Below are 20,727 nucleotides of genomic sequence, written 5' to 3' on the forward strand. Positions count from 1 at the left end.
GCGCCGGGATGTAGGTCAGAAGCGGTTATCGCCATCCAGCAACCGCCCCAGGCCGCCCAGCACCGAGCCTTCGCCGCGCTGTTGGCCGCCGGCTTGCGGGGCGGCCTGCAGCATGCGGCCGGCCATGCGCGAGAACGGCAGCGATTGCAGCCAGACCTTGCCCGGGCCGGTGAGGGTGGCCAGGAACACGCCTTCGCCGCCGAAGAACATGCTCTTCAGGCCCGCAACGCGGCGCACGTCCATGTCCACGCCGGCGTGGTAGGCCACCACGCAGCCGGTGTCCACGTCGATACGCTCGCCCGGGCCTAGCTCGCGTTCGACGACCGTGCCGCCGGCATGTACGAACACCCAGCCGTCGCCTTCGAGCTTCTGCATGATGAAGCCCTCGCCGCCGAACAGGCCGGTGAGGATCTTGCGCTGGAAGGCGATGCCCAGCGACACCCCGCGCGCGCCGGCCAAGAAGCTGTCCTTCTGGCAGATCAGCTGGCCGCCATGCTCGGACAGGCGCAGCGCCAGCACCGTGCCCGGGTAGGGCGCGGCGAAAGCGACCTTGGCCTTTCCGCTGCCGGCGTGGGTGAACACGGTGGTGAACATGCTTTCGCCGGTGACCACGCGTTTGCCGGCCGACAGCAGCTTGCCCATCAGCCCGCCGCCACTTTGACCGGCATGCGAGCCGTCGCCGAACACGGTGTCCATCTGCACCGCCGCGTCCTTGTACATCAGCGCACCGGCCTCGGCGATGGCGCTTTCGCCGGGGTCCAGCTCGACTTCGACGAACTGCATGTCGTTGCCGACGATGCGGTAGTCGATCTCATCTGCGCGCCCGCTCATGCCGGTCAACGGCGGCGGCACGCTACCGCCCCCCTGCAGCTCGGCCAGCTGACGGGCCGGCGTCCAGCCATCGAGCCCGTCGCGCCAGGCCAGCGCATCGGGTTGGCGCTGCGCATGCGCGCGAGCGCTGGCATCGTCGAGGGGGCCGATACGGTCGGCCTGTCCGGGGTTATGGAAATACCACTGGGCCATCGGACGACTCCTGTCTGTGTGTGCGGCGAGTCTAAGCGCAAGCGCCGCGGCGGCGTCCCGTGTCCAAGGTCATGTCTGCAGAGCGTGGTTGTGACGCGGTTGTGCGCCCGTCCGGAGCGCTTCGCCATCGCGATGCGGAGCATCGCCGGCAGCTCGTGCAAGGACACGGCCTGCGCGAGCTGCGGGATGGGTGGCCCTTACTCGCCCACCGTTGCCCAACAGCGCGCGCCATCGCGCTGCACCCGCACCGGGCCATCGAACACGGCCGACAGGCTGGCATCGGTGAGCAGCGCCTCACGCGTGCCGTCGGCCACCACCTTGCCGGCGCGCAGCAGGATCACCCGTTCGATCTCCGGCACGATTTCTTCGATGTGATGGGTCACCAGCACCAGCGTGATGCCTTGCCGGGCGAGGTGCCGCATCGTCTCGAGCAGGTGCTGGCGTGCCACCAGATCCAGCCCGGTGGACGGCTCGTCCAGCAGCAACGCCTGCGGGCGATTGACCAGCGCACGCGCAATCAGCACACGGCGCGTTTCGCCGGCCGACAATTGCGCAAATTGCCGGTCCACCAGCGGCAATGCGCGCGCCAGCGCCAGCGCTTCGCGCGCGCGTGCACGCATGTCGTCGCTGATCTCGCGATGCGGCGGCACCACGTAGCTGGCGAAGAATCCGGAGAGCACCGCGCTTTCCACATCCAGCCCGGGCATGTCGGCCAGATTGACGCTCAGATCGCCGGTGACGATGCCCAATTGCGAGCGCAGGCGATCCACCTGCCAGCGCGTTTGTCCCATCACCTTCACTGCGGGCTGGCCGTCGGCGCGCGCCAGCGGGTACAACTCGCGCGTGATCAATTTGATGAAGGACGATTTGCCGCAGCCATTGGGCCCCAGGATCGCGGTGTGCTGCCCCAGCGCGATGCGCAGGCTCAGCGCATGCAGGACCCGGACCTGGCCGCGCATCACGCTGGCCTGGTCGAGTTCGATCAGCTGGGCGGCGTTAGTAACGACAGTGGAATCGGCAGCATGTTCGGTGGCAACAGTCATACGGGTGACAGCAGACGGAAGTGGGGAAGGGGGGTCTGAACCGCTTTAGAAATGTAGGTGCAACCCTACGCATCCGAAGGGTGAAGTTTGCCGCGATCGCCCCCATCATGTCTGCATCAAATGGAGAGCGCTGCTGTGGAGATGCCGATGTTGTCCGATCCGATCATCGACGTTCTGACTTCCGGCGTGGCAGGGCTGGGCGCGTGGGGCATGCTGGCGGTGCTGCTGGTCTTCACCCAGCTCACCATCTTTGCAGTGACCTTGTACCTGCATCGCAGCCAGGCGCATCGCGGTGTGGATTTCCATCCGGCCATCGCGCATTTCTTCCGCTTCTGGACCTGGTTGACCACCTCGATGATCACCCGCGAATGGGTGGCGATCCATCGCAAGCATCACGCCAAGGTCGAGACCGAGGAAGACCCGCACAGCCCGCAGACCAAGGGCATCGGCCAGGTGTTCTGGCGCGGTGTGGAGCTGTATCGGCAGGCGCGTGCCGAGCGTGCCGACATCGAGCAATACGGCAAGGGCGCGCCCAGCGACTGGATCGAACGGCATCTGTACACGCCGCATGCCAACGCCGGCCCGATGGCGTTGCTGGTGATCAACTCGGTGTTGTTCGGATTGCCGGGAATTGCGTTGTGGGCAATCCAGATGGCGTGGATTCCGTTCTGGGCCGCCGGTGTGGTCAACGGCCTGGGCCACTGGTGGGGCTATCGCAATTTCGAATCGGCCGACACCTCCACCAACCTCACGCCCTGGGCGCTGTGGATCGGTGGCGAAGAATTGCATAACAACCATCATGCCTTCCCGAGCTCGGCGCGGTTTTCGATGCGGCGTTGGGAGCTGGATATCGGTTGGGTCGCCATTCGCGGCTTGCAGGCACTGGGCCTTGCCAAGGTGTTGCGGGTGGCGCCGTCGCTGGATATCCGCCCCAATATCGCCGTGCCCGATGCCGACACGCTCAAGGCGCTGCTCTCGCACCGGTTCCAGGCCATGACCGACTACCAGCGCAATGTGCTCAAGCCGGCGTTGCGCGAAGAGGCGGCCGTCACCGGCGCCAAGCTGCGCGAGTTGCTGCCGCGTCGCCTGCGCAAGGGCCTGGTCGACGACGGGCGCTGGCTCAAGCCGGACGCGCGTGCACAGTTGCAGGCATGGGTGGCGCAGCGTCCGCGCATGCGCACGCTGGTCGAGTACCGTGCGCGGCTGACCGCGGTACTGGAAGCGCGCAGCCACGATGCGTCCGAACGGCTCCGGCAATTGCAGCAGTGGTGCCATGAGGCCGAGGCCAGCGGCAATGCCGCGTTGCAGGCGTATGCGGCGCGGCTCAAGGGGTATGCGCTGAGTGGTGCGTAACCCGGGCGGCAGGCGCGCTGTGGTGCGTGTACACCGGGCGCGTGGCGTGATCGTGCGTGCCTTGCTGGTCGTGTGGTGTGCCTGTGTGCCGGCGATTGCCGCGCAGGCCCAGGTCCAGGACAGCCAGCAATATCTGCAGCGCATGGATACCGATGGCGATGGGCGGGTGAGCCTGGACGAATATCTGGCCTGGATGAGCTACGCCTTCGATCAACGCGATACCGATCACGATGGCGTGCTGCAAGGCGATGAACTGCCGGGCCGTCGCGGCAAGCCGATCACCCGTGCGGCGCATCGTGCCACCTTGATCGCGCGCTTCGCGCGGCAGGATGCCGATGGCGACGGCTACCTGAGTGCACGCGAACTGCTGGCGCCGCCCCGCTGATGCGCACCTTCGCGCGTGGCTGACGCTGCGTTCGGCAAGCTCGGCCGCATGTTCACTCTCGACCGGGTCAGCCGCCGCTACGGCCAGGCCATCGCACTCGATGCTGTCTCGCTGACGTTTGCCAGCGGCATCACGACCGCATTGATCGGCCCGAGCGGCGCCGGCAAATCCACCGTGCTGCGCATGCTGGTCGGGCTGGAGTGGCCGGACAGCGGCACGGTCGCTTTCGACGGCACCCCGTTGCAGCGCGCCAACCTGCACGCGCAACGGCAACGCATCGGCTACGTCATCCAGGAAGGCGGCTTGTTTCCGCATCTGGATGCACGCAGCAACGTGACCTTGCTGGCACAGACGCTGGGCTGGACGCGGGAACGCATCGAGGCGCGTCTGGATGTCTTGTGCGCCCTGTGCCAATTGCCAACGCAGTTGCTGGCGCGCTACCCGGCCGAACTCTCCGGTGGTCAACGCCAGCGCGTGGGGCTGATTCGTGCACTGATGCTGGACCCGCCGGCCTTGTTGCTGGACGAACCACTCGGCGCGCTCGATCCCATCGTGCGCTACGACCTGCAGGCGCAGATGCGCGAACTGTTCGCGCAGCTGGGCAAGACCGTGGTGCTGGTGACGCATGACGTGGCCGAAGCCGCCTATCTGGCCGACAACCTGGTGCTGATGCGCGCCGGCCGCATCGTGCAGCAAGGCCGTGCGCGCGATCTGCTGGAGCAGCCGGCCGATGCGTTCGTGCAGCGCTTTCTCACCGCCCAGCGCAGCATTGGCGATGCCGCATGATGGCGCGTGCGCTCATCGCCGTAGTGTGGCTGATCTGCAGTGTTAGCGCGCAGGCCGCGCAGGTCACCATTGGGTCGAAGAACTTCACCGAAGCGGTGATTCTTGGCGAAATCGCCACCGCCGCCGGCAAACGTGATGGTGTAGACGTGCAGCACCGCGCACAACTCGGTGGCACGCGCATCCTGTGGCGGGCGCTGGAGACCGGGCAGATAGACGCGTATGCCGAATACACCGGCACGCTGGCACAGGAGCTGCTGCAACTGCCCAACGCCAGCCAGGCCGAGCTGCGTGCCGCACTCGACGCACGCGGGCTGGCGATGACCGATTCGCTGGGTTTTCAGAACACCTATGCCCTCGGTATGAAGCGCGAACGTGCGCAGGCATTGGGCATCGCCGCGTTGTCGGATCTTGCACGACATCCCACCCTCAAGATCGGTCTGAGCAATGAGTTCATGCAGCGCGCCGATGGCTGGCCGGGCGTGCGCGCGGCGTACGCGCTGCCGCAGGCCGCGACCGGGCTGGATCACGACCTGGCCTATCGCGCGTTGCAGAGCGGCGCCATCGAGGTCACCGATCTGTACAGCACCGATGCAGAAATTCCGTATTACCAGCTGCAGGTGCTGCGCGACGACCGCCATTATTTCCCGGACTACCAGGCGATTTTTGTGTATCGCAAGGACCTGGCGCACCGCTCGCCGGCGATGCTTCAGGCCTTGCGGGGGCTGCAAGGACGCATCGATGAAGCGACCATGCAACGGCTCAATGCACAGGTCAAACTGGAGCGGCAGTCCGAAGCGGCGGTTGCCGCGCGTTGGCTGGGCGTCACGCCGGCCTCTGAAACGGACTCGCGTTTGACGCGGCTGCTGCGGCATACGCGCGAGCATCTGGCGTTGGTGGGTATTTCCTTGGGTCTGGCGTTGCTGCTTGCGCTGCCGTTGGGCGTGCTGGCGGCGCGGCGTCCACGTCTGGGGCAGGTGGTGTTGTCGTTGACCGGTGTGCTGCAGACGCTGCCGTCGTTGGCGGTATTCGTCTTCATGATTCCGCTGTTCGGCATCGGCGCCAAGCCGGCGATTGCCGCGCTGTTCTTGTATAGCCTGCTGCCGATCGTGCGCAACACCCACGCCGGGCTGACCTCGATCCCACGCGAACTGCGCCAGACTGCGCACGCCATCGGATTGCCCGCGTGGACACGTCTGTGGCGGGTGGAACTGCCGCTGGCCCGCCGCACGATCGTGGCCGGCATCCAGACCGCGGCGGTGATCAATGTGGGCACCGCCACGCTGGGTGCGCTGATCGGTGCGGGCGGCTATGGCCAACCGATTCTCACCGGCATCCGCCTGGACGATATCGGCCTGATTTTGGAAGGTGCCATTCCCGCTGCCGTACTTGCGCTGCTGGTGCAGGCGGTGTTCGAAGGCGCCGAGCGATGGGTAACGCCGCGTGGGTTGCGGATCAGCCAGCGGCAGTGACGCGGCGTTCAATCGCTGAAAACCGAGCGCGCCGCTTCGCTGCCGCTGATCCTTGCGCCAATTGTCGTTCGTAGAGCGCGCTGGCCTGCGATGGAGCCTTGCCGGTGCTGCCTGACGACGCGTTGGCCTGCGTACATGTATTGCAACCAGTACCGCTGCAGATGCCTGGCCCGCGATGCCTGCGCACCGCCTCACCCATCCGGCAGCGCTGCAATGACCTGTGACAACGCGTGGTCGGTCACGCTCAAATGTGGCGCGATGCGCAGACGTCCATGCCGACGCGTGCAGATCACGCCACTCGCGCCGAGCGCCGTTGCCACCGCATCCAATGCCGCTGCCGGCGGCTGCAGTGCGGTGAGATGCGGCGCATGTCCGGGCGTGCACCAGCTGCCCACGCCGCGCGCCTGCAGGGCGGCGTCCCAATGCGCAGTCAACTCGCCCAACGCCGCTGCGATGCGCGCCGGCTGCCACGCGGTGAGTTGTTGCAGGGCCACCGTGGCCATTGCGACCCGCAACGGGTCGGCAACCCCGCCCGCATCGAATCGGCGTGCACCGCTGCGATACCGCGGCGCGCTGGCCACCGGAAATTCCCAACTGCTGCCCGCATCGCGGCCGATCCAGTGTTCTTCGATCGGCAGCCCGTCCGTGCGCCACTGCGGCGCGACCCACAGCCACGCCAATCCCATCGGCCCGAGCAACCATTTGTGCCCGACGCTGACCACGAAATCCGGTTGCCAGCGCGGCAGATCCGGTGGCAACACCCCCAGGCTCTGGCTCAGGTCCAGCACCAGGGCAGCGCCGCGTGCCTGCACGGCGGCACTGATGCGGTCCAGATCCAGCATTCGCCCGTCCAGCCAGTACGCATGCGGCAAGCTGGCAATCCGCAGCGCAGGCGTGTCGGCAATGGTCTGCAGCACTGCATCGGTCAAGCTGCCGCCAGCGGTGGCGGGCACCGCCACCAGATGCGCGCCGGTCTCTGCGCAGCGGCGCTGCCAGATCAACAGATTGGACGGAAATTGCCCTTCCAGCACCAGCACTGCGTCGCCGGCTTGCACAGGCAGATTGCGCGCGGCCGTGGCCAGGCCGTGCGCGGCCGAGGGCACCATGGCCACCGCATCGGCATCGCCGTCCAATAGCGCGGCCGCAAGTCCGCGCACCTGCTCGATCTGCTGTAACCAGGTATCGAACGGCAACCGCCATGGTGTGGCCATTGCATCGACCGCCTGGTGCGCAACGGTCTGCATGGCGCGCAACAACGGACCACGCGACGCCGCATCCAGATGGATGACCCCGGAAGGCAGCGCGAACGCCTGCTGACGCTGGGCCCACGCGAGGGGCCCAGCAAGCGTACTGGACAGAGATGGCGATGACATGCCCACAGCTTACCGCTGGCTGCCACGCTGCCCACACGGCACGTTCACGGGCGCTCCCCAAGCATAGGGCGATGTCTGCACTCTCACCTCTGCTGGGCCACCTCCAGCAACAGCAGTTGACGCTGCTGGAACGCTACGCGCAGACCCGCGCGCTGAGCGACCGTCTCGCCGCACCCTTGAGCGCCGAAGACGCGATGGTGCAGAGCATGCCGGACGCGAGCCCGAGCAAATGGCATCTGGCCCACACCACCTGGTTTTTCGAACGCTTCGTGCTGCAGGCCGATCCGGCGTACCGCGTGTTCGACCCGGCCTGGGATTTCCTGTTCAACAGCTACTACCAGAGCGTGGGGCCGATGCATGCGCGGGCCCGCCGCGGCGTGCTTTCGCGCCCCTCGTTGCAGCAGGTACGCGACTACCGTGCTGCGGTCGATAGGCAGATGCAGCAGCGCTTGCGCGAGGGCCTGCTCGATGCCCAGGCTTGCACCGTCGTGCAGCTCGGCATCCAGCACGAGCAGCAACACCAGGAGTTGCTGCTGACCGATATCAAGCATGCGCTGTGGAGCAACCCGTTGCAGCCGGCCTACCGTGACCTGCCCACACCGCCTGCGGCCGTTGCCAGCCCGCTGCGCTGGCATGCGCGCGACGAGCAGATCGTCCAGATCGGCGCCGCTGCATGGCCACAGGCCGACAGCTTCGCCTACGACAACGAATCGCCACGCCATCGCGTGCTGGTCGGTGCGCATGCGCTGGCCAGCCGTGTGGTCACCAACGCCGAGTTCCAGCAATTCATCGATGACGGCGGCTACCGCAGTGCCGGTGCCTGGCTCAGCGATGGCTGGGCGATGGTGCAGGCGCAGGGTTGGCAACATCCCTTGTATTGGGATGCCGATGGCCGCGAGTTCACGCTGGACGGCTGGCGCACGCGCGATCCACACGCGCCGGTCTGTCATCTGAGCCTGTTCGAAGCCGATGCGTTCGCGCGCTGGGCCGGTGCGCGCCTTCCCACCGAAGCCGAGTGGGAGCAGGCCGCGACCGGCGTGCCGGTACAGGGCAATTTCGTCGACACCGATGCGTTGCATCCGCGTGGCGCCGAAGCAGTGGACACCGGTATCCAGCAGCTGTTCGGCGATGTCTGGGAGTGGACCGGTAGTGCGTACCTGCCGTATCCAGGCTTTACCCCGTGGCCCGGGTCGCTGGGCGAATACAACGGCAAATTCATGAATGCGCAATGGGTCTTGCGTGGTGGCAGTTGCGCCAGCCCGGCCAGCCATCTGCGTGCCAGTTACCGCAACTTTTTCCCCTCCGATGCGCGTTGGCAGTTTGCCGGCGTGCGCCTTGCCAAGGATCTGCCTTGAACGCCGCCGCCCATGCCCTGCAACGCGCGCACGCCGCGCTGACCGACCTGCGCCCGCAGCCGGACGACATCACCGCCGATGCACTGGCGGGGTTGTCGCAAACGCCCAAGACGCTGCCGTCGAAATATTTCTACGATGCGCGCGGCTCGCAACTGTTCGAAGCCATTACGCAGCAGCCGGAGTATTACCTCACCAGGACCGAGCTGGGTTTGCTAGAAGCCAGCATGGGCTCGATCGCACAGGCGATCGGCGCCGGCGTGCATGTGGTCGAATACGGCAGCGGCAGCGGCCGCAAGACCGAATTGCTGCTGCAGGGCCTGCGCGATGTGGTGGCCTACACGCCGCTGGAAATCTCGCGCACCGCGCTGCTGGAAAGCACTGCGCGGCTGGCCCAGCAATTTCCGCAGATCCAGATGTTGCCGGTGTGCACCGACTTCACCAAGCCGCTGCGCCTGCCCGATGCGCAGCGCCCGGCGCGGCGGCACGTGGTGTTCTTCCCCGGCTCCACGCTCGGCAATTTCGCCGATGCGGCGGCGATCGAACTGCTGGACGCGATGCGCCAGACCATGGGCAGCGACGGTTGCGCCCTGATCGGCATCGATCTGGACAAGGACGCCGGGCTGATCGAAGCGGCCTACAACGACGCAGCCGGTATCACCGCCGAGTTCACCTTGAACCTGCTGGCGCGGCTCAATCGCGAGATCGGGAGCGATTTCGATCTGGACGGTTTCCGTCACCACGCGGTGTATGTCCGTGAGCGCGGCCGCATCGAAACCTTCCTGATCAGCCAACGCGCGCAGCGCGTGCAGGTTGGCGGCAAGGACATCGCGTTTGCCGAAGGCGAAGCGATGCAGGTCGAATACAGCTGCAAATACACCGACGCGCGCTTTGCCGAACTGGCTGCCGCAGCCGGGCTCAAGGTCACCCACGGCTGGAACGATGCCAAGGATTGGTTCGGCCTGCGCCTGCTGCGCCCATTGTGATCCCGCGGGGCGGGCGTGCAGTCGCCCGATGATGCGCAGGTGGCCGCGTTGATCCGGCACCTGCTTGCGCAACGTCGGCCCGAGCAATCGATCTGTCCCTCGGAAGTCGCGCGTGCCTTGAGCGATGATGCGGCGGTGTGGCGAAGCCTGATGCCCCAGGTGCGTGCGGTGGCCGCAGCTGCCGCAGGCAGAGGCCTGGTACGGATCACCCAGCAGGGTCGAACTGTGGACCCTGCCACCGCACGCGGACCGATTCGACTGATGCGTGGGCCGCATTTCGACTGAAGCCCCATTGAGTGGATGCGCCAGCTGCCGTATGTAGCGGGATTAAACCGAATGTCGCCGAGCGACTACATCACAAGGATGTAATCGTTCGGTGACATCAGGCCGCCTGCACCACGTGCAACGCCTTGGGATTACGCCACTGCGCCAGCAGCGCGGCTTCGCGCGCCCTGGCTTCCTGCAGATGCGCATGCTTGACGTGGCCATAGCCGCGAATGTGTTCCGGAATGCTGGCGATCTGCGCGGCCAAGCCCACGTTATCGGCATCCAGCCGTTCCAGCAGCATGTCCACGGTTGCGCTGTAATCGGCAATCAGCCGACGCTCGCCACGCCGTTCTTCGCTGTAGCCGAAGACGTCGAACTTGCCGCCACGCAGGAACTTCAACCGCGCCAGCAGCTTGAAGGCGGTGAACATCCACGGCCCGTACTCGCGTTTGATCAGGTTGCCGTGTGCGTCTTTCTTTGCCAGCAACGGCGGCGCCAGATGGAAGCGCAGCGTGTAGTCGCCCTCGAACTGTTGTTGCAACCGGCGCTGGAAATCGCCACGCGTATACAGCCGCGCCACCTCGTATTCGTCCTTGTAGGCCATCAGCTTGAAGGCGTACCGGGCCACCGCCTCGGTCAGTGCGCTGCTGCCGGGCACGCGCTGCAGCTCGTGCGTGCGTACGCGCTCGACCAGACTGCGATAACGCTGCGCGTAGGCCGCATCCTGGTAGTCGGTCAGGAACGCGACGCGACGCGCGATGGCCTCGTCCAGCGAATGCGCCAACTGCTCGTCGTCGAGCGGCGCGGCCGGTGCAGCGACCTCGCCATGCAACGTGCTGCCGTCGGTCTGTGCCAGCGCACGCGGTGCGCTCTGGCCGCTGAGATCGTGCTCTTCCCAGCTGCCTGGTCCGCGTGCATGCGGTGTATCGCCATGCAGATGTGCAGGCGCGTCGGCACCGGCCAGACCCGCAGCGCGTTGCACCGCCGGCAGATCGATCGCCGCCAGGCGCCCCCAGGCGAACGCCTGCTGATTCATCGCAACGGCTGCACCATTGAGTTCGATCGCGCGCATCAGCGCCGCATGCGATAGCGGCACCAACCCGTGCTGCCACGCGTAGCCAAGCACGAACAGATTGCTGGCGATGGCGTCGCCCAGCAACGCCGTTGCCAGCTGCGTGGCATCCAGCAACAACGGCTCCTGGCCACCGAGCGCAGTGCGCACACCGGCGATGATCTCGGCAGCGGGAAACTGCAGGTCCGGTTGCGTGGTGAACGTGCCCGGCATTGCTTCGTAGGTGTTGAGCACCACCTGGGTGCGGCCATCGCGCACCTTGGAGAGCGCCCAATAATCGTTGACCACCACCATGTCGCAGCCCAGCACCAGGTCTGCTTCGCCGGCGGCGATGCGCACGGCGTGGATGTCGGCGGGCTGGCGTGCGATGCGGATATGCGTGGTCACCGCGCCGCCTTTCTGTGCCAGGCCGGTCTGGTCCAGCACCGTGGCGCCCTTGCCTTCCAGGTGCCCGGCCATGCCGAGCAGCGCGCCGATGGTCACCACGCCGGTGCCGCCGACGCCGGTGATCAGGATGTTCCAGGGCCGTTCCAGCGCGGTGCGCTTGGGCGGTGAGGGAAGCGTGTCCAGCAGCGTGCTGGCGTCGCGCCGCTTGCCCTTGCGCGGGGCACCGCCATGCACGGTGACAAAGCTCGGGCAAAAGCCCGCGACGCACGAATAATCCTTGTTGCAGTTGGACTGGTCGATCTGGCGCTTGCGCCCGAATTCGGTTTCCTTCGGCAACACCGACACGCAAAAGCTTTTCTCGCCGCAATCGCCGCAGCCTTCGCACACCAGCGAATTGATCATCACCCGCTTTGGCGGATCGACCAGCTTGCCGCGCTTGCGACGGCGGCGTTTCTCGGTGGCGCAGGTCTGGTCGAAGATCAGGATCGACACGCCCTTGACGGTGCGCAGATGCTGCTGCACGGCATCCAGTTCGCCACGATCGTGAAACGCGACCTCAGGCGGAAACAGCTCGCGCCGCCGCGTCCACTTGCCGATGTCGTCGCTGACCACCGCAATCTCATGGATGCCTTCGGCGCGCAGCTGGTGGGCGATGTCCGGCACGGTGAGCGTGCCGTCCACCGGCTGCCCGCCGGTCATCGCCACCGCATCGTTGTAGAGAATCTTGTAGGTAATGTTGACGCCGGTGGCGACCGACTGCCGGATCGCCAGCGAGCCGCTGTGGAAATACGTGCCATCGCCCAGGTTCTGGAACACGTGCGGGGTGTCGGTAAACGGCGCCTGCCCGGACCACGTGACACCTTCGCCGCCCATGTGGGTGAAGGTGTCGGTGGCTCGGTTCATCCAGGTCACCATGTAGTGGCAACCGATACCGCCCAGCGCGCGCGAGCCTTCCGGCACGGCGGTGGAGGTGTTGTGCGGGCAGCCGGAGCAGTAATGCGGCACGCGCGGGAATTGCGCGCGCGGCAAAGCCATTTCCGCTTCCTTGGCGTCCATCCAGCGCAGCCGCTGCTGGATCGAATCGGTATTGATCGTGCTCGATTGCAGCAGGCGCAGGATGCGCCTGCCGATCACCGCCGCGATGGTGGCCGGCGTCAGTTCGCCGGTGGACGGCAGGATCCACGCGCCCTGCTCATCGTACTTGCCGACAATGCTCGGCCGCGCGCCGGCGCTGGCCGGCCAGTTGTAGAACAGTTCCTTCATCTGGCGCTCGATGAAGGCCTTTTTCTCTTCCACCACCACGATGTCTTCAAGCCCCTGCGCAAACGCGCTGATCCCTACCGGCTCCAGCGGCCAGGTCATGCCGACCTTGTAGACGCGGATGCCGATCTGCGCGCAGGCCTGCGCGTCCAGGCCCAGGTATTCCAGCGCCTGCAGCACGTCCAGGTAGCTCTTGCCGGTGGTGACGATGCCCAGTCGCGCATTTGGTGAATCCAGCACCACCTTGTCGATGTGGTTTGCGCGCGCAAAGGCTTGCGCGGCGGCGATCGCATACCGGTGCAGGCGCATCTCCTGGTCCACCGGCGGGTCTGGCCAGCGGATGCTCAAGCCGCCCGGCGGCAGTGCGAAATCCTCCGGCAGCACGATGGTGCGCGCGAACGGGTCCACGTCCACCGAGGCGGACGATTCCACCGTTTCGGCAATCGTCTTGAAGCCGATCCAGCGCCCGGTGTAGCGGCTCATCGCCCAGCCGAGCAGGCCCATGTCCAGGATGTCCTGTACTCCGGCCGGATTGAGGATGGGCATCATCGCGCTGACGAATTCGTCTTCGGACCCGTGCGGCAGGGTCGAGCTGCGGCAGGCATGGTCGTCGGCGGCCAGCGCCAGCACGCCGCCAAACGGCGAGGTGCCGGCGGCATTGCCGTGCTTGAAGACGTCGCCGCTGCGGTCCACGCCCGGCCCTTTGCCGTACCACATGCCGTAGACGCCCTGCACGTTCGCGCCGGGGAACAGGTTGGTTTGCTGGGTGCCCCACACCATGGTGGCGGCAAGGTCCTCGTTCAGACCTGGAGTGAAGGTGACCTTGGCCGCGTCCAGGTGTTTGCGCGCCCGCCACAGTTCCAGGTCCAGCCCGCCCAGCGGGCTGCCGCGGTAGCCGCTGATGAAGCCGGCGGTCTCCAGCCCGGCGGCGTCATCGCGCAGGCGCTGCAGCAGCGGCAGCCGCACCAGCGCCTGCACACCGGACAGGTAGATGCGCCCATCGGTGCGCGTGTACTTGTGGTCCAGCGTGTAGTCCGCATCCACCCGGCCGAGCTCCGGCGTGTTGGCAGAGTCGGGAGAAGAAAGCGCAGCGGTACTGGTCATGGCGTGCCCGGAAAGGGTGGCTGGGCCCCGGTGCATGTCATTTGAAACTATCTGACGCACCCGACGGATTCCAAAACGGCGGTGCAAAGTGTAACAGTCAGCTTTTCCGCGCCCGTCCCTGTGCGGATGCGCAGCCGACGCGCTGCGGGTAGGATGGGGACGGGAAGGGGTCGTTTGCTGTCAGGGGAAAACACAGTGAAAAGGAAATACGCGTGGGCCGCTCTGGCCCTGCTCGGAGGGGTGTGGTCGTTGGCGCAGGCGCAGAGCTTGCCCAAGCCCAAGGAGTTCTATTTCGACGAAGACCGCGGTACCACCAAGGCCGTGGTGGCCGTACAGGGCCAGGGCGATGCAGTCGTCGACCGGCTGGCGGCGATGGTGCAACGTGACGCCCGCGCGGCCGACCCGCGCGCGCAGTTGGCGGCGCTGGCCTACGCCGGTGGGCGCACCCAGTTGGGCGATGAGTTGTATCAGGGCGCGCTGGCGCTGGTCTCCAACGGCAGCCAGCAGTACCGGGCCATCACCTGGAACTATGGATGGGACCTGCTGCGTGCCGACCAGCCCGACAAGGCGCTGCAGCAATGGGCCAACCTGGCCAATGGCCGTCCGGCCACGCCGGAATGGCTGCCGACCACGGCTGCACTGGCGCTCTGGCGCGCCGGACGCAAGCAGGAGGCGGTCGAGTGGTATGCCGCAGCCGTGCGCACCTGGCCGGACCGTTGGAGCAGTACCGCCAACTACGCCAGCCTGTTGCCGGAATGGCGCGAGGCAGAGCGCGCCAGCCTGGCCGAGGTCTTTGCGGCCTGGCAGGCCAACCCGCCAGCGTTTCCGTAAGCGCTTCGCCGCGCTGCGGGAGTTCCTGCAGCGCGGCTTGTGCAGTGAATCGACCGGTTGCCGCCATTTGCCGATACGCCAGGCGCCATCTGGCGCGTCGGCACGCCGCCTACTTGAAACGAAGACGTCTAACGTTGATTCCGCGAGTTCGGTGAAAGGCTGAGCAGGTCTGCGCCTGATCGCAATCACGGCTCAAAACTTCGGCGTGCCGACGTTGCGAGGTCGATGCGGGAGAGCAACGCGTTGGTCTGTGGCGTGGCTGCGGGGTCCTTGTCCGCCCACCATCGCAGGACACGCTGCAAGTACGTCTTTGTAGGCGCTTGCGCGGCAGCCGTGCCGCGTAAGGTTCCGCGCCGGCCGGCCGGCCGGCAAGGACCAGTTGATGGTCGATGCGCAGAGCTAAGACAGCAGCAGGTCGCCTGGCTGGAGCGGCGTCCTCGCTCCTTCAATCGAGTCACCAACGAACTGTCTGATGCGCTGTGCTTGCCGATTGCGGGACCGTTGGCGGCATGGATCCCGCCATCGAGCCTCCACGGACGGGTTCACGGCGTGTCGCGCACTCGGCGCTGCAAGCTTGCTCCACGGCCTGGTCCGCCCACCATCGCGGAACACGGTGCAAGGACGTGTTTGACCAACGCATTGTCCGGAGCGGCGAGGGCGCCGCGTGTTCGATACGCTGGCTTCCGCATAGGCAAACGATGCGGTCGTGGCAGCTCCGCGGTGACCGGAGCTCGGGTGGCGTGCACCTTGCACCCCAGCCAGGCCCACGCATCCACCGATGCGCGCACCGCGCGCTATGCGATCCTGTGCATCGCTTTCCAACGGACACGATCGCGCATGGCGGTAGATGCATTTGCCTTGATTCTGGCCATGTTGGGGCTGGGCCTGCTGTTCGCCCGCCTGCGGGTGTTGCCGGACAACAGCGCCGATGTGCTCAACCGCATCGTGCTGTACATCTGCCTGCCGGCGTCGGTGCTGACCTATGTCCCGCGCCTGCATCTGGATGCGTCGCTCGGTGGGGTGATTGCCACGCCATGGCTGCTGACCGCCATCATCGTGCCGTTGCTGTGGGGTTGCAGCCGCCTGTTGCGCTTGGGCCGCGCCGAATACGCCGCGCTGCTGATGTGTGTGGTGTTTACCAATTCAAGCTTCATCGGCTTTCCGATGGTGCGCGCGCTGATCGGCGATCACGCGCTGCCGTATGCAGTGGTCTACGACCAGTTCGGCACCTTCGTGTTGCTGTCCACGTTCGGGCTGTATGTGCTGGCCCGGTACAGCGGCGACACCCCGCCGACCGCACGGCTGATCGCGATGCGCGTGCTGCAGTTCCCGCCGTTGTGGGCGCTGCTGTTCGCCTTGACCCTGATGCCCGAGCAACCGCCGGCCTGGATTGGCTCGGGCCTGAAGAACCTGGCCGATGCGATGTTGCCGCTGGTGATGCTGTCGGTGGGCTTTTCGCTGCAGCTGCGCCTGCCTGCCGACGAACTCAAGCCCTTGGCGGTGGGCCTGGTGTTCAAGCTGCTGCTGATGCCGGTCCTGGCCTTGCCGTTGTCCTGGGGGCTGGGCCTGCATGGGCAGATGCTGCAGACCAACGTGCTCGAATCGGCCATGCCCACCATGATCACCGCCGCCGCGCTGGCCATTTCGCACCGGCTGGCCCCGCGCCTGGCTGCAGCGATGGTTGGCTACAGCATCCTGCTGTCGTTGCTGACGCTGCCTGCGTGGGCCTGGCTGCTGGCGCGGCTGGTGGCGTGAAACCGTAACGCTCGCAGCAGCCAGAGCGCGCTGGCGCCGCAGGCACACGCTTGCGCTTGTTCGGGCTGTGGTACGCCAACACCTGCAACATCGGCGCCATGCTGCATTGCGACGCCGCGGCTGAGCGATACGCGTGGACGATCTTGCGCCGTGCCAGGCTTCCATCGTTGCCACGCACAGCTGCGGCGCAAGGCCTTGCGCGCATCGGCTGAAGGCCTGCGCTGTCGTTGCCTGTCCCGCAGCAGTGCGTTTAACGCGTTTCGACTACTTCCTCACCTTGCCGCGGTGTACGCTGCCGGCTTGCTCCCGGAAGCGAGGCGTGCATGAAGACAGTCCTGGTGGCCGCCTCCAAAGGCGGCGTCGGCAAGACCACGATCGCCACCAATCTGGCCGCACATGCGGCGTTGCAAGGCCAGCGCACCGTGCTGGCAGATGCCGATCCGCAAGGCTCGTCCACCCGCTGGGCAGAGCGCCGCGCCAGCCTGGAAAGTGCGGTCTTGCCGATCGACGCCACCAAGCGCCGCAGCTGGCAGAGCGCCGTGCCGGACGGCACCGATACCCTGATCGTCGATGCGCCGGCCGGTGCCATGGCCGACGACCTGAGCGGATTTCTCGACCACGTCGATGCCATCGTGGTACCGGTGTTGTCCTCGGCGCTGGATATCGAAGCGGTGGTCGGCTTTCTCAACACGCTGGCCAAGGTGCCGCGCGTGCATCAGCGCAAACTGCCGGTGGGCCTGGTGCTCAATCGTGCCCGTCCCTGGACCCAGACCTCGCAACAGGCCGCCGACATGATCGGCAACTGGCCGTATCCGCTGGTGACCCAACTGCGCGACACCCAGGCCTATGTGGTGATGGCCGGGCTGGGACGCAGCTTGTTCGACTACCGCTCGGCGCAGGTGCGCGACCATCAACAGGACTGGGAGCCGCTGTTCAAGTGGCTCAAGAAGTCCTAGAACCGGAAAGTTCCTATGCGCGAATTGATCTTGTTGCGACATGCCCACGCCGAACCGGCCGATACCGGCCAGGCCGATTTCGATCGCCCGCTGTCGCCGCACGGCATCGCCGAGGCCGAGGCGGCCGGGCGTTGGCTGCGCGAGCAGCGGCTGGTGCCCGACCGGGTGCTGTGCTCCCCGGCCCGCCGCGCCCGCGAAACCCTGGAGGCGGTGCTCGAGCTCACCGGCTACATCGAACAACGGCTGGACGAACGCATCTATGAGGCCACGCCCGGCACCCTGGCCAGCCTGGTGGACGAACATCGCGAGGCCGAGCGCCTGCTGCTGGTGGGCCACAACCCTGGCCTGGAACGGCTGGCAGCGCTGATGCACAGCGGCCAGACCGGCGATTACCGCGGCATGCCCACCGCCTCGATCGCGTTGCTGGCCTTGCCGCTGGACGCCACCATCGAGCCGGGCATCGCCCGCCTGACCGCCTTCTGGTGGCCCTGATCCGTGTCATCGTCGCTGCGCTGGTACGCCTGGCTCGCGCTCTGGGTCGTGTTCCCCTGCATGGCGCAGCAGAAGGTGCAGTCCATCGACCCGGCGCAATCGCGCTTCGGGTTCGAGATCAAGACGCGCTTCGGAATGAAGATCGAGGGGTTTTTCCCGCGTTTTCGCGGTGACGTGGTGACCTTGGCCGACGGGCGTCAGCAGGTGCGCTTCCGGCTGGACGCCACTCAGGTGGAGATCCCCGGCAAGGACCGCTACACCAGCTGGATGCGCGGGGAAGATTTTTTCGACGTTGCGCAGTACCCGGTCGTCGAATTCGAGTCGCTACCGTATGTCGACGAAGTGGTGAAGCAGGGGGGCGACATCGTCGGCAACCTGACCATCCGCGGAATCACCCATCTGGAAACGCTGCATGTGGTGCCGGCCGAATGCACGCGGCCGGGCTATGATTGCGACGTGATCAGTCGAGGGACGGTCCTGCGTGGACGTTACGGAATGAATGCGTGGCAGATGGCCCTGGGCGACAGGGTGACGTTCATTCTGCGTGGGCGCCTGCAGGAGGCGCGGCGCCCGTGAAGTGCCTGTTGAGGGTGTGCGTGCTGGCAACGTTGTTGCTCGGCACCGGATGCGCCAGCCTGTCACAAACCGAACGCAACCGTGCCGCCGGTGTCGCTGCCGCGGCACGCAGCACTGTAGTCAATTGCAGCCAGGCCGATCGCTGTGCGCAACCCTCGCCATTGCGCGCGCTGGGCGGGGAGGCGATGACCGCCTCCACACCGGCGGCACCGCGGCATTACGCCACCATCGTCGACCACGGCGAAGAATCGCTGGTGGCCCGGCTCAACCTGATCCGCAGCGCCACCCGCAGCATCGATCTGCAGACCTACATCTTCGACAAGGACGACAGCGCGCGCATGGTGCTGGACGCACTGGTGGACGCCGCCCAACGCGGGGTCAAGGTGCGCATCCTGATCGATCAGTTGTCGGCGATCGCCGATCTGCAGATTCTCGGTGCGCTGGCCAGCAGTCATGAAAACCTGCAGCTGCGCATCTACAACCCCACCTTCGGCAAGGTCAAACTCAATTACTTCGACTATGCCGGCAGCGTGCTGTGTTGCTTCCGCCGCTTCAACCAGCGCATGCACAACAAGCTGCTGGTGGTGGACGACGTGCTGGGCGTGGTCGGTGGGCGCAATTACCAGGACGACTATTACGACTGGGACAGCGAGTACAACTTCCGCGACCGCGACGTGATTCTGGCCGGGCCGGAAGTGCGCGCCATGGCCGCCAATTTCGATGCGTTCTGGCGCGCCCGGCGCAGCGTCCCGGCCGAGCGTCTGAACGATGTCGGGCGCCTGCTGCTGGAGCAGGGCGTGCCGACGATGCCGCCGGCCGAGTTCCGCCGGCCCGACCGGGTGGCACGGGTGGACCGCAAAGCGCGCGACCCGCAATTCGTGCGCGACGCCTTCGTGACTCCGGCCATGCCGGTGCAACGTGTGCTGTACGTGGCCGATCTGCCGCAAAAGCACCGCCGCGAACATGCGGCCAAGGCGGTGTCCACGGCGCCGGAACTGGATGGCCTGATTGCCGGCGCGCAGCAGGAAGTGCTGCTGCAGACCCCGTACCTGGTGTTGTCCGACCAGGCGCAGGCGATCTTCCGCACGTTGCGCAAACACCCGCAGCCGCCGCGCATCGTGGTGTCGACCAATAGCCTGGCCGCCACCGACAACCCCATCGTGTATGCGCTCTCGTACAAGTTCAAACGCCGCAACATGCGCGAGCTGGGCTTCAATGTGTACGAGTTCAAGCCGTTTCCGCTCGACGCCCCGGTGGATTACGCCAACCTGGTGCCGGACCCGCTCAACCCCGCTTCCGAGGTCAATCGGGACAGCCGCAACAATCGCCTGATCGGCGGCAGCGCAGCGGGCAATGCGATGCGCGGCAGCAGCGGCCCGGAAGGCAACGCCAGCGCGAGCGCCGGCAGCGTGCTGCGCGGCAGTGGCGGCGGCCGTGCGCCGGGCGGGAGCGAGGTCGATCGGCGCGTGTTGCGTACCGAAACGCGGCCCTCGTTTCTGGGCACGCGCGCGGTCAACAAGCCGCTGCCGGTGACCCGCGCCGGTGCGCGCATGGGCTTGCACGCCAAGTCGTTGGTGGTGGATCGCCGCATCGGCGTGATCGGTACGCACAACTTCGACCCGCGCAGCGAGAACTACAACACCGAAGCGGCCGTGGTGATCGACGATGCGCGCTTTGCGCAGGCGTTGGCTGCCAGCATCGAACGCGACATCGCCCCGGAAAATGCCTGGACGGTGGCGCCGCGCGAAAAGCCGCCGGTGCTGAGCGGGTTGAACTACAGCGTGGGCAAGGTCTCCGAAGCCTTGCCGGTGCTGGATTTCTGGCCATGGCGCTACGCCACCAACTACGAGTTCCAGCCCGGCCCGGATTGCCCGTTCCCGCTCAAGCGGCAGGACCCGCAGTTCCGCCAGTGCTATGTGGCGGTGGGCGATTTCCCGGAGGTCAATGTCGGCCCGAAGTGGCTGCTGGTGCGCATGTTGACCGCCTTCGGCGCCGGGCTGGTACCGATTCTCTGATCGGCTGGCGTGTCGCGCGGGTCGCAGCAGCCGATGCCCGCGGTGCAGCGCGCTGCGGTTGGATGCACGCAGTTGGCTGCGGATCGGCCCCTGGACGCCGGAAATCGCCGAAGCGGATGCAGTTGTCACGGGCGAAGGTCGCGTAGTGCATTGGTGCCACCGACGAAGGCGGTCAGGCGACGGCAGCACTGCCCAGTTGCATCGCGCCCCAGGCGCCGGGATGCTCTTGCGCTTCCCGCTTC

Annotated in this window: 17 protein-coding genes; 13 read left to right on the plus strand and 4 right to left on the minus strand. The window is 66.4% G+C overall.

Going from position 1 to position 20,727, the window contains the following annotated elements:
- Positions 1 to 15: 15 nt before the first annotated feature.
- Together ACCQ16_RS00825 and ACCQ16_RS00830 are read right to left on the minus strand one after the other, a co-directional pair.
- The gene (locus ACCQ16_RS00825; protein ID WP_031420610.1) at positions 16 to 1,023 is read right to left on the minus strand and encodes a TIGR00266 family protein; all 1,008 of its coding nucleotides are present in this window, start codon (positions 1,021 to 1,023) and stop codon (positions 16 to 18) included.
- A 197-nt stretch (positions 1,024 to 1,220) separates the two neighbouring features.
- Positions 1,221 to 2,066 (minus strand): ABC transporter ATP-binding protein, encoded by an 846-nt coding sequence (locus ACCQ16_RS00830; protein ID WP_031420612.1) that lies wholly within the window; start codon positions 2,064 to 2,066, stop codon positions 1,221 to 1,223.
- 147 nt (positions 2,067 to 2,213) lie between these two features.
- Here ACCQ16_RS00830 and ACCQ16_RS00835 point away from each other — a divergent pair, with 147 nt between their 5' ends.
- Genes ACCQ16_RS00835 through ACCQ16_RS00850 form a run of 4 tightly spaced genes read left to right on the plus strand, consistent with a single transcriptional unit; the run spans position 2,214 to position 6,059 of the window.
- On the plus strand, positions 2,214 to 3,419 hold the full coding sequence (locus tag ACCQ16_RS00835) for a DesA family fatty acid desaturase (RefSeq protein ID WP_057681359.1): 1,206 nt from the start codon (positions 2,214 to 2,216) through the stop codon (positions 3,417 to 3,419).
- The gene (locus ACCQ16_RS00840; RefSeq protein WP_011345899.1) at positions 3,409 to 3,804 is read left to right on the plus strand and encodes an EF-hand domain-containing protein; all 396 of its coding nucleotides are present in this window, start codon (positions 3,409 to 3,411) and stop codon (positions 3,802 to 3,804) included. Before ACCQ16_RS00835 ends, ACCQ16_RS00840 begins: the two co-directional genes overlap by 11 nt.
- Before the next feature lie 48 nt (positions 3,805 to 3,852).
- Positions 3,853 to 4,590, plus strand: coding sequence for an ATP-binding cassette domain-containing protein (locus ACCQ16_RS00845; RefSeq protein WP_277573065.1), 738 nt, complete (start codon positions 3,853 to 3,855; stop codon positions 4,588 to 4,590).
- Positions 4,587 to 6,059 carry an ABC transporter permease/substrate-binding protein gene (locus ACCQ16_RS00850; protein ID WP_277573064.1) on the plus strand — a complete coding sequence of 491 codons (1,473 nt, stop codon included), beginning with the start codon at positions 4,587 to 4,589 and terminating at the stop codon, positions 6,057 to 6,059. The genes ACCQ16_RS00845 and ACCQ16_RS00850 overlap by 4 nt, the downstream gene beginning before the upstream one ends.
- Before the next feature lie 191 nt (positions 6,060 to 6,250).
- On the opposite strand, the gene ACCQ16_RS00855 is transcribed toward ACCQ16_RS00850, so the two are convergent.
- Positions 6,251 to 7,432 (minus strand): aminotransferase class V-fold PLP-dependent enzyme, encoded by a 1,182-nt coding sequence (locus ACCQ16_RS00855; RefSeq protein ID WP_277573063.1) that lies wholly within the window; start codon positions 7,430 to 7,432, stop codon positions 6,251 to 6,253.
- 71 nt (positions 7,433 to 7,503) lie between these two features.
- On the opposite strand from ACCQ16_RS00855, the gene egtB reads away from it, so the two are divergent.
- The 3 genes from egtB to ACCQ16_RS00870 are packed head-to-tail and all read left to right on the plus strand — an operon-like array spanning position 7,504 to position 10,055.
- Complete coding sequence (gene egtB, locus ACCQ16_RS00860; RefSeq protein ID WP_109290536.1) at positions 7,504 to 8,787, plus strand: ergothioneine biosynthesis protein EgtB; 1,284 nt, start codon at positions 7,504 to 7,506, stop codon at positions 8,785 to 8,787.
- Positions 8,784 to 9,770, plus strand: a complete 987-nt coding sequence (gene egtD, locus ACCQ16_RS00865; RefSeq protein ID WP_014088986.1) for an L-histidine N(alpha)-methyltransferase — start codon at positions 8,784 to 8,786, stop codon at positions 9,768 to 9,770. Before egtB ends, egtD begins: the two co-directional genes overlap by 4 nt.
- 15 nt (positions 9,771 to 9,785) lie before the next feature.
- Positions 9,786 to 10,055 carry a DUF3253 domain-containing protein gene (locus ACCQ16_RS00870; RefSeq protein ID WP_031420622.1) on the plus strand — a complete coding sequence of 90 codons (270 nt, stop codon included), beginning with the start codon at positions 9,786 to 9,788 and terminating at the stop codon, positions 10,053 to 10,055.
- Positions 10,056 to 10,152: 97 nt separating this feature from the next.
- Here the strand turns inward: ACCQ16_RS00870 and ACCQ16_RS00875 are convergent, their stop codons facing one another.
- Entirely contained in the window at positions 10,153 to 13,896 is a 3,744-nt protein-coding gene (locus ACCQ16_RS00875; RefSeq protein ID WP_208596907.1) for an indolepyruvate ferredoxin oxidoreductase family protein, read from the minus strand.
- Positions 13,897 to 14,055: 159 nt separating this feature from the next.
- Between ACCQ16_RS00875 and ACCQ16_RS00880 the strand changes: the two genes are divergently transcribed.
- The 6 genes from ACCQ16_RS00880 (at position 14,056) to ACCQ16_RS00905 (ending at position 20,485) form a co-directional block, all read left to right on the plus strand.
- Positions 14,056 to 14,691, plus strand: coding sequence for a hypothetical protein (locus ACCQ16_RS00880; protein ID WP_008571529.1), 636 nt, complete (start codon positions 14,056 to 14,058; stop codon positions 14,689 to 14,691).
- 837 nt (positions 14,692 to 15,528) lie between these two features.
- On the plus strand, positions 15,529 to 16,446 hold the full coding sequence (locus ACCQ16_RS00885) for an AEC family transporter (RefSeq protein ID WP_008571532.1): 918 nt from the start codon (positions 15,529 to 15,531) through the stop codon (positions 16,444 to 16,446).
- A 323-nt stretch (positions 16,447 to 16,769) separates the two neighbouring features.
- Complete coding sequence (locus ACCQ16_RS00890) at positions 16,770 to 17,402, plus strand: ParA family protein (protein ID WP_008571533.1); 633 nt, start codon at positions 16,770 to 16,772, stop codon at positions 17,400 to 17,402.
- A 15-nt stretch (positions 17,403 to 17,417) separates the two neighbouring features.
- Entirely contained in the window at positions 17,418 to 17,894 is a 477-nt protein-coding gene (locus ACCQ16_RS00895) for a SixA phosphatase family protein (protein WP_003488452.1), read from the plus strand.
- A 3-nt stretch (positions 17,895 to 17,897) separates the two neighbouring features.
- On the plus strand, positions 17,898 to 18,470 hold the full coding sequence (locus ACCQ16_RS00900) for a YceI family protein (RefSeq protein ID WP_008571534.1): 573 nt from the start codon (positions 17,898 to 17,900) through the stop codon (positions 18,468 to 18,470).
- The gene (locus tag ACCQ16_RS00905) at positions 18,467 to 20,485 is read left to right on the plus strand and encodes a phospholipase D family protein (protein WP_372380172.1); all 2,019 of its coding nucleotides are present in this window, start codon (positions 18,467 to 18,469) and stop codon (positions 20,483 to 20,485) included. The genes ACCQ16_RS00900 and ACCQ16_RS00905 overlap by 4 nt, the downstream gene beginning before the upstream one ends.
- The last annotated feature ends 242 nt before the right edge of the window (positions 20,486 to 20,727 follow it).

This window comes from Xanthomonas sp. NCPPB 1062, assembly GCF_041481705.2.
Lineage (GTDB): Bacteria > Pseudomonadota > Gammaproteobacteria > Xanthomonadales > Xanthomonadaceae > Xanthomonas > Xanthomonas euvesicatoria.

What these genes read in the sequence shown, in the direction of transcription:
- ACCQ16_RS00825 (WP_031420610.1), bottom strand. Translation starts at nt 1,023, where the DNA reads ATGGCCCAGTGGTATTTCCATAACCCCGGACAGGCCGACCGTATCGGC.
- ACCQ16_RS00830 (WP_031420612.1), bottom strand. Translation starts at nt 2,066, where the DNA reads ATGACTGTTGCCACCGAACATGCTGCCGATTCCACTGTCGTTACTAAC.
- ACCQ16_RS00835 (WP_057681359.1), top strand. Translation starts at nt 2,214, where the DNA reads ATGTTGTCCGATCCGATCATCGACGTTCTGACTTCCGGCGTGGCAGGG.
- ACCQ16_RS00845 (WP_277573065.1), top strand. Translation starts at nt 3,853, where the DNA reads ATGTTCACTCTCGACCGGGTCAGCCGCCGCTACGGCCAGGCCATCGCA.
- ACCQ16_RS00850 (WP_277573064.1), top strand. Translation starts at nt 4,587, where the DNA reads ATGATGGCGCGTGCGCTCATCGCCGTAGTGTGGCTGATCTGCAGTGTT.
- ACCQ16_RS00855 (WP_277573063.1), bottom strand. Translation starts at nt 7,432, where the DNA reads ATGTCATCGCCATCTCTGTCCAGTACGCTTGCTGGGCCCCTCGCGTGG.
- egtB (WP_109290536.1), top strand. Translation starts at nt 7,504, where the DNA reads ATGTCTGCACTCTCACCTCTGCTGGGCCACCTCCAGCAACAGCAGTTG.
- ACCQ16_RS00875 (WP_208596907.1), bottom strand. Translation starts at nt 13,896, where the DNA reads ATGCACCGGGGCCCAGCCACCCTTTCCGGGCACGCCATGACCAGTACC.
- ACCQ16_RS00885 (WP_008571532.1), top strand. Translation starts at nt 15,529, where the DNA reads ATGGCGGTAGATGCATTTGCCTTGATTCTGGCCATGTTGGGGCTGGGC.
- ACCQ16_RS00890 (WP_008571533.1), top strand. Translation starts at nt 16,770, where the DNA reads ATGAAGACAGTCCTGGTGGCCGCCTCCAAAGGCGGCGTCGGCAAGACC.
- ACCQ16_RS00895 (WP_003488452.1), top strand. Translation starts at nt 17,418, where the DNA reads ATGCGCGAATTGATCTTGTTGCGACATGCCCACGCCGAACCGGCCGAT.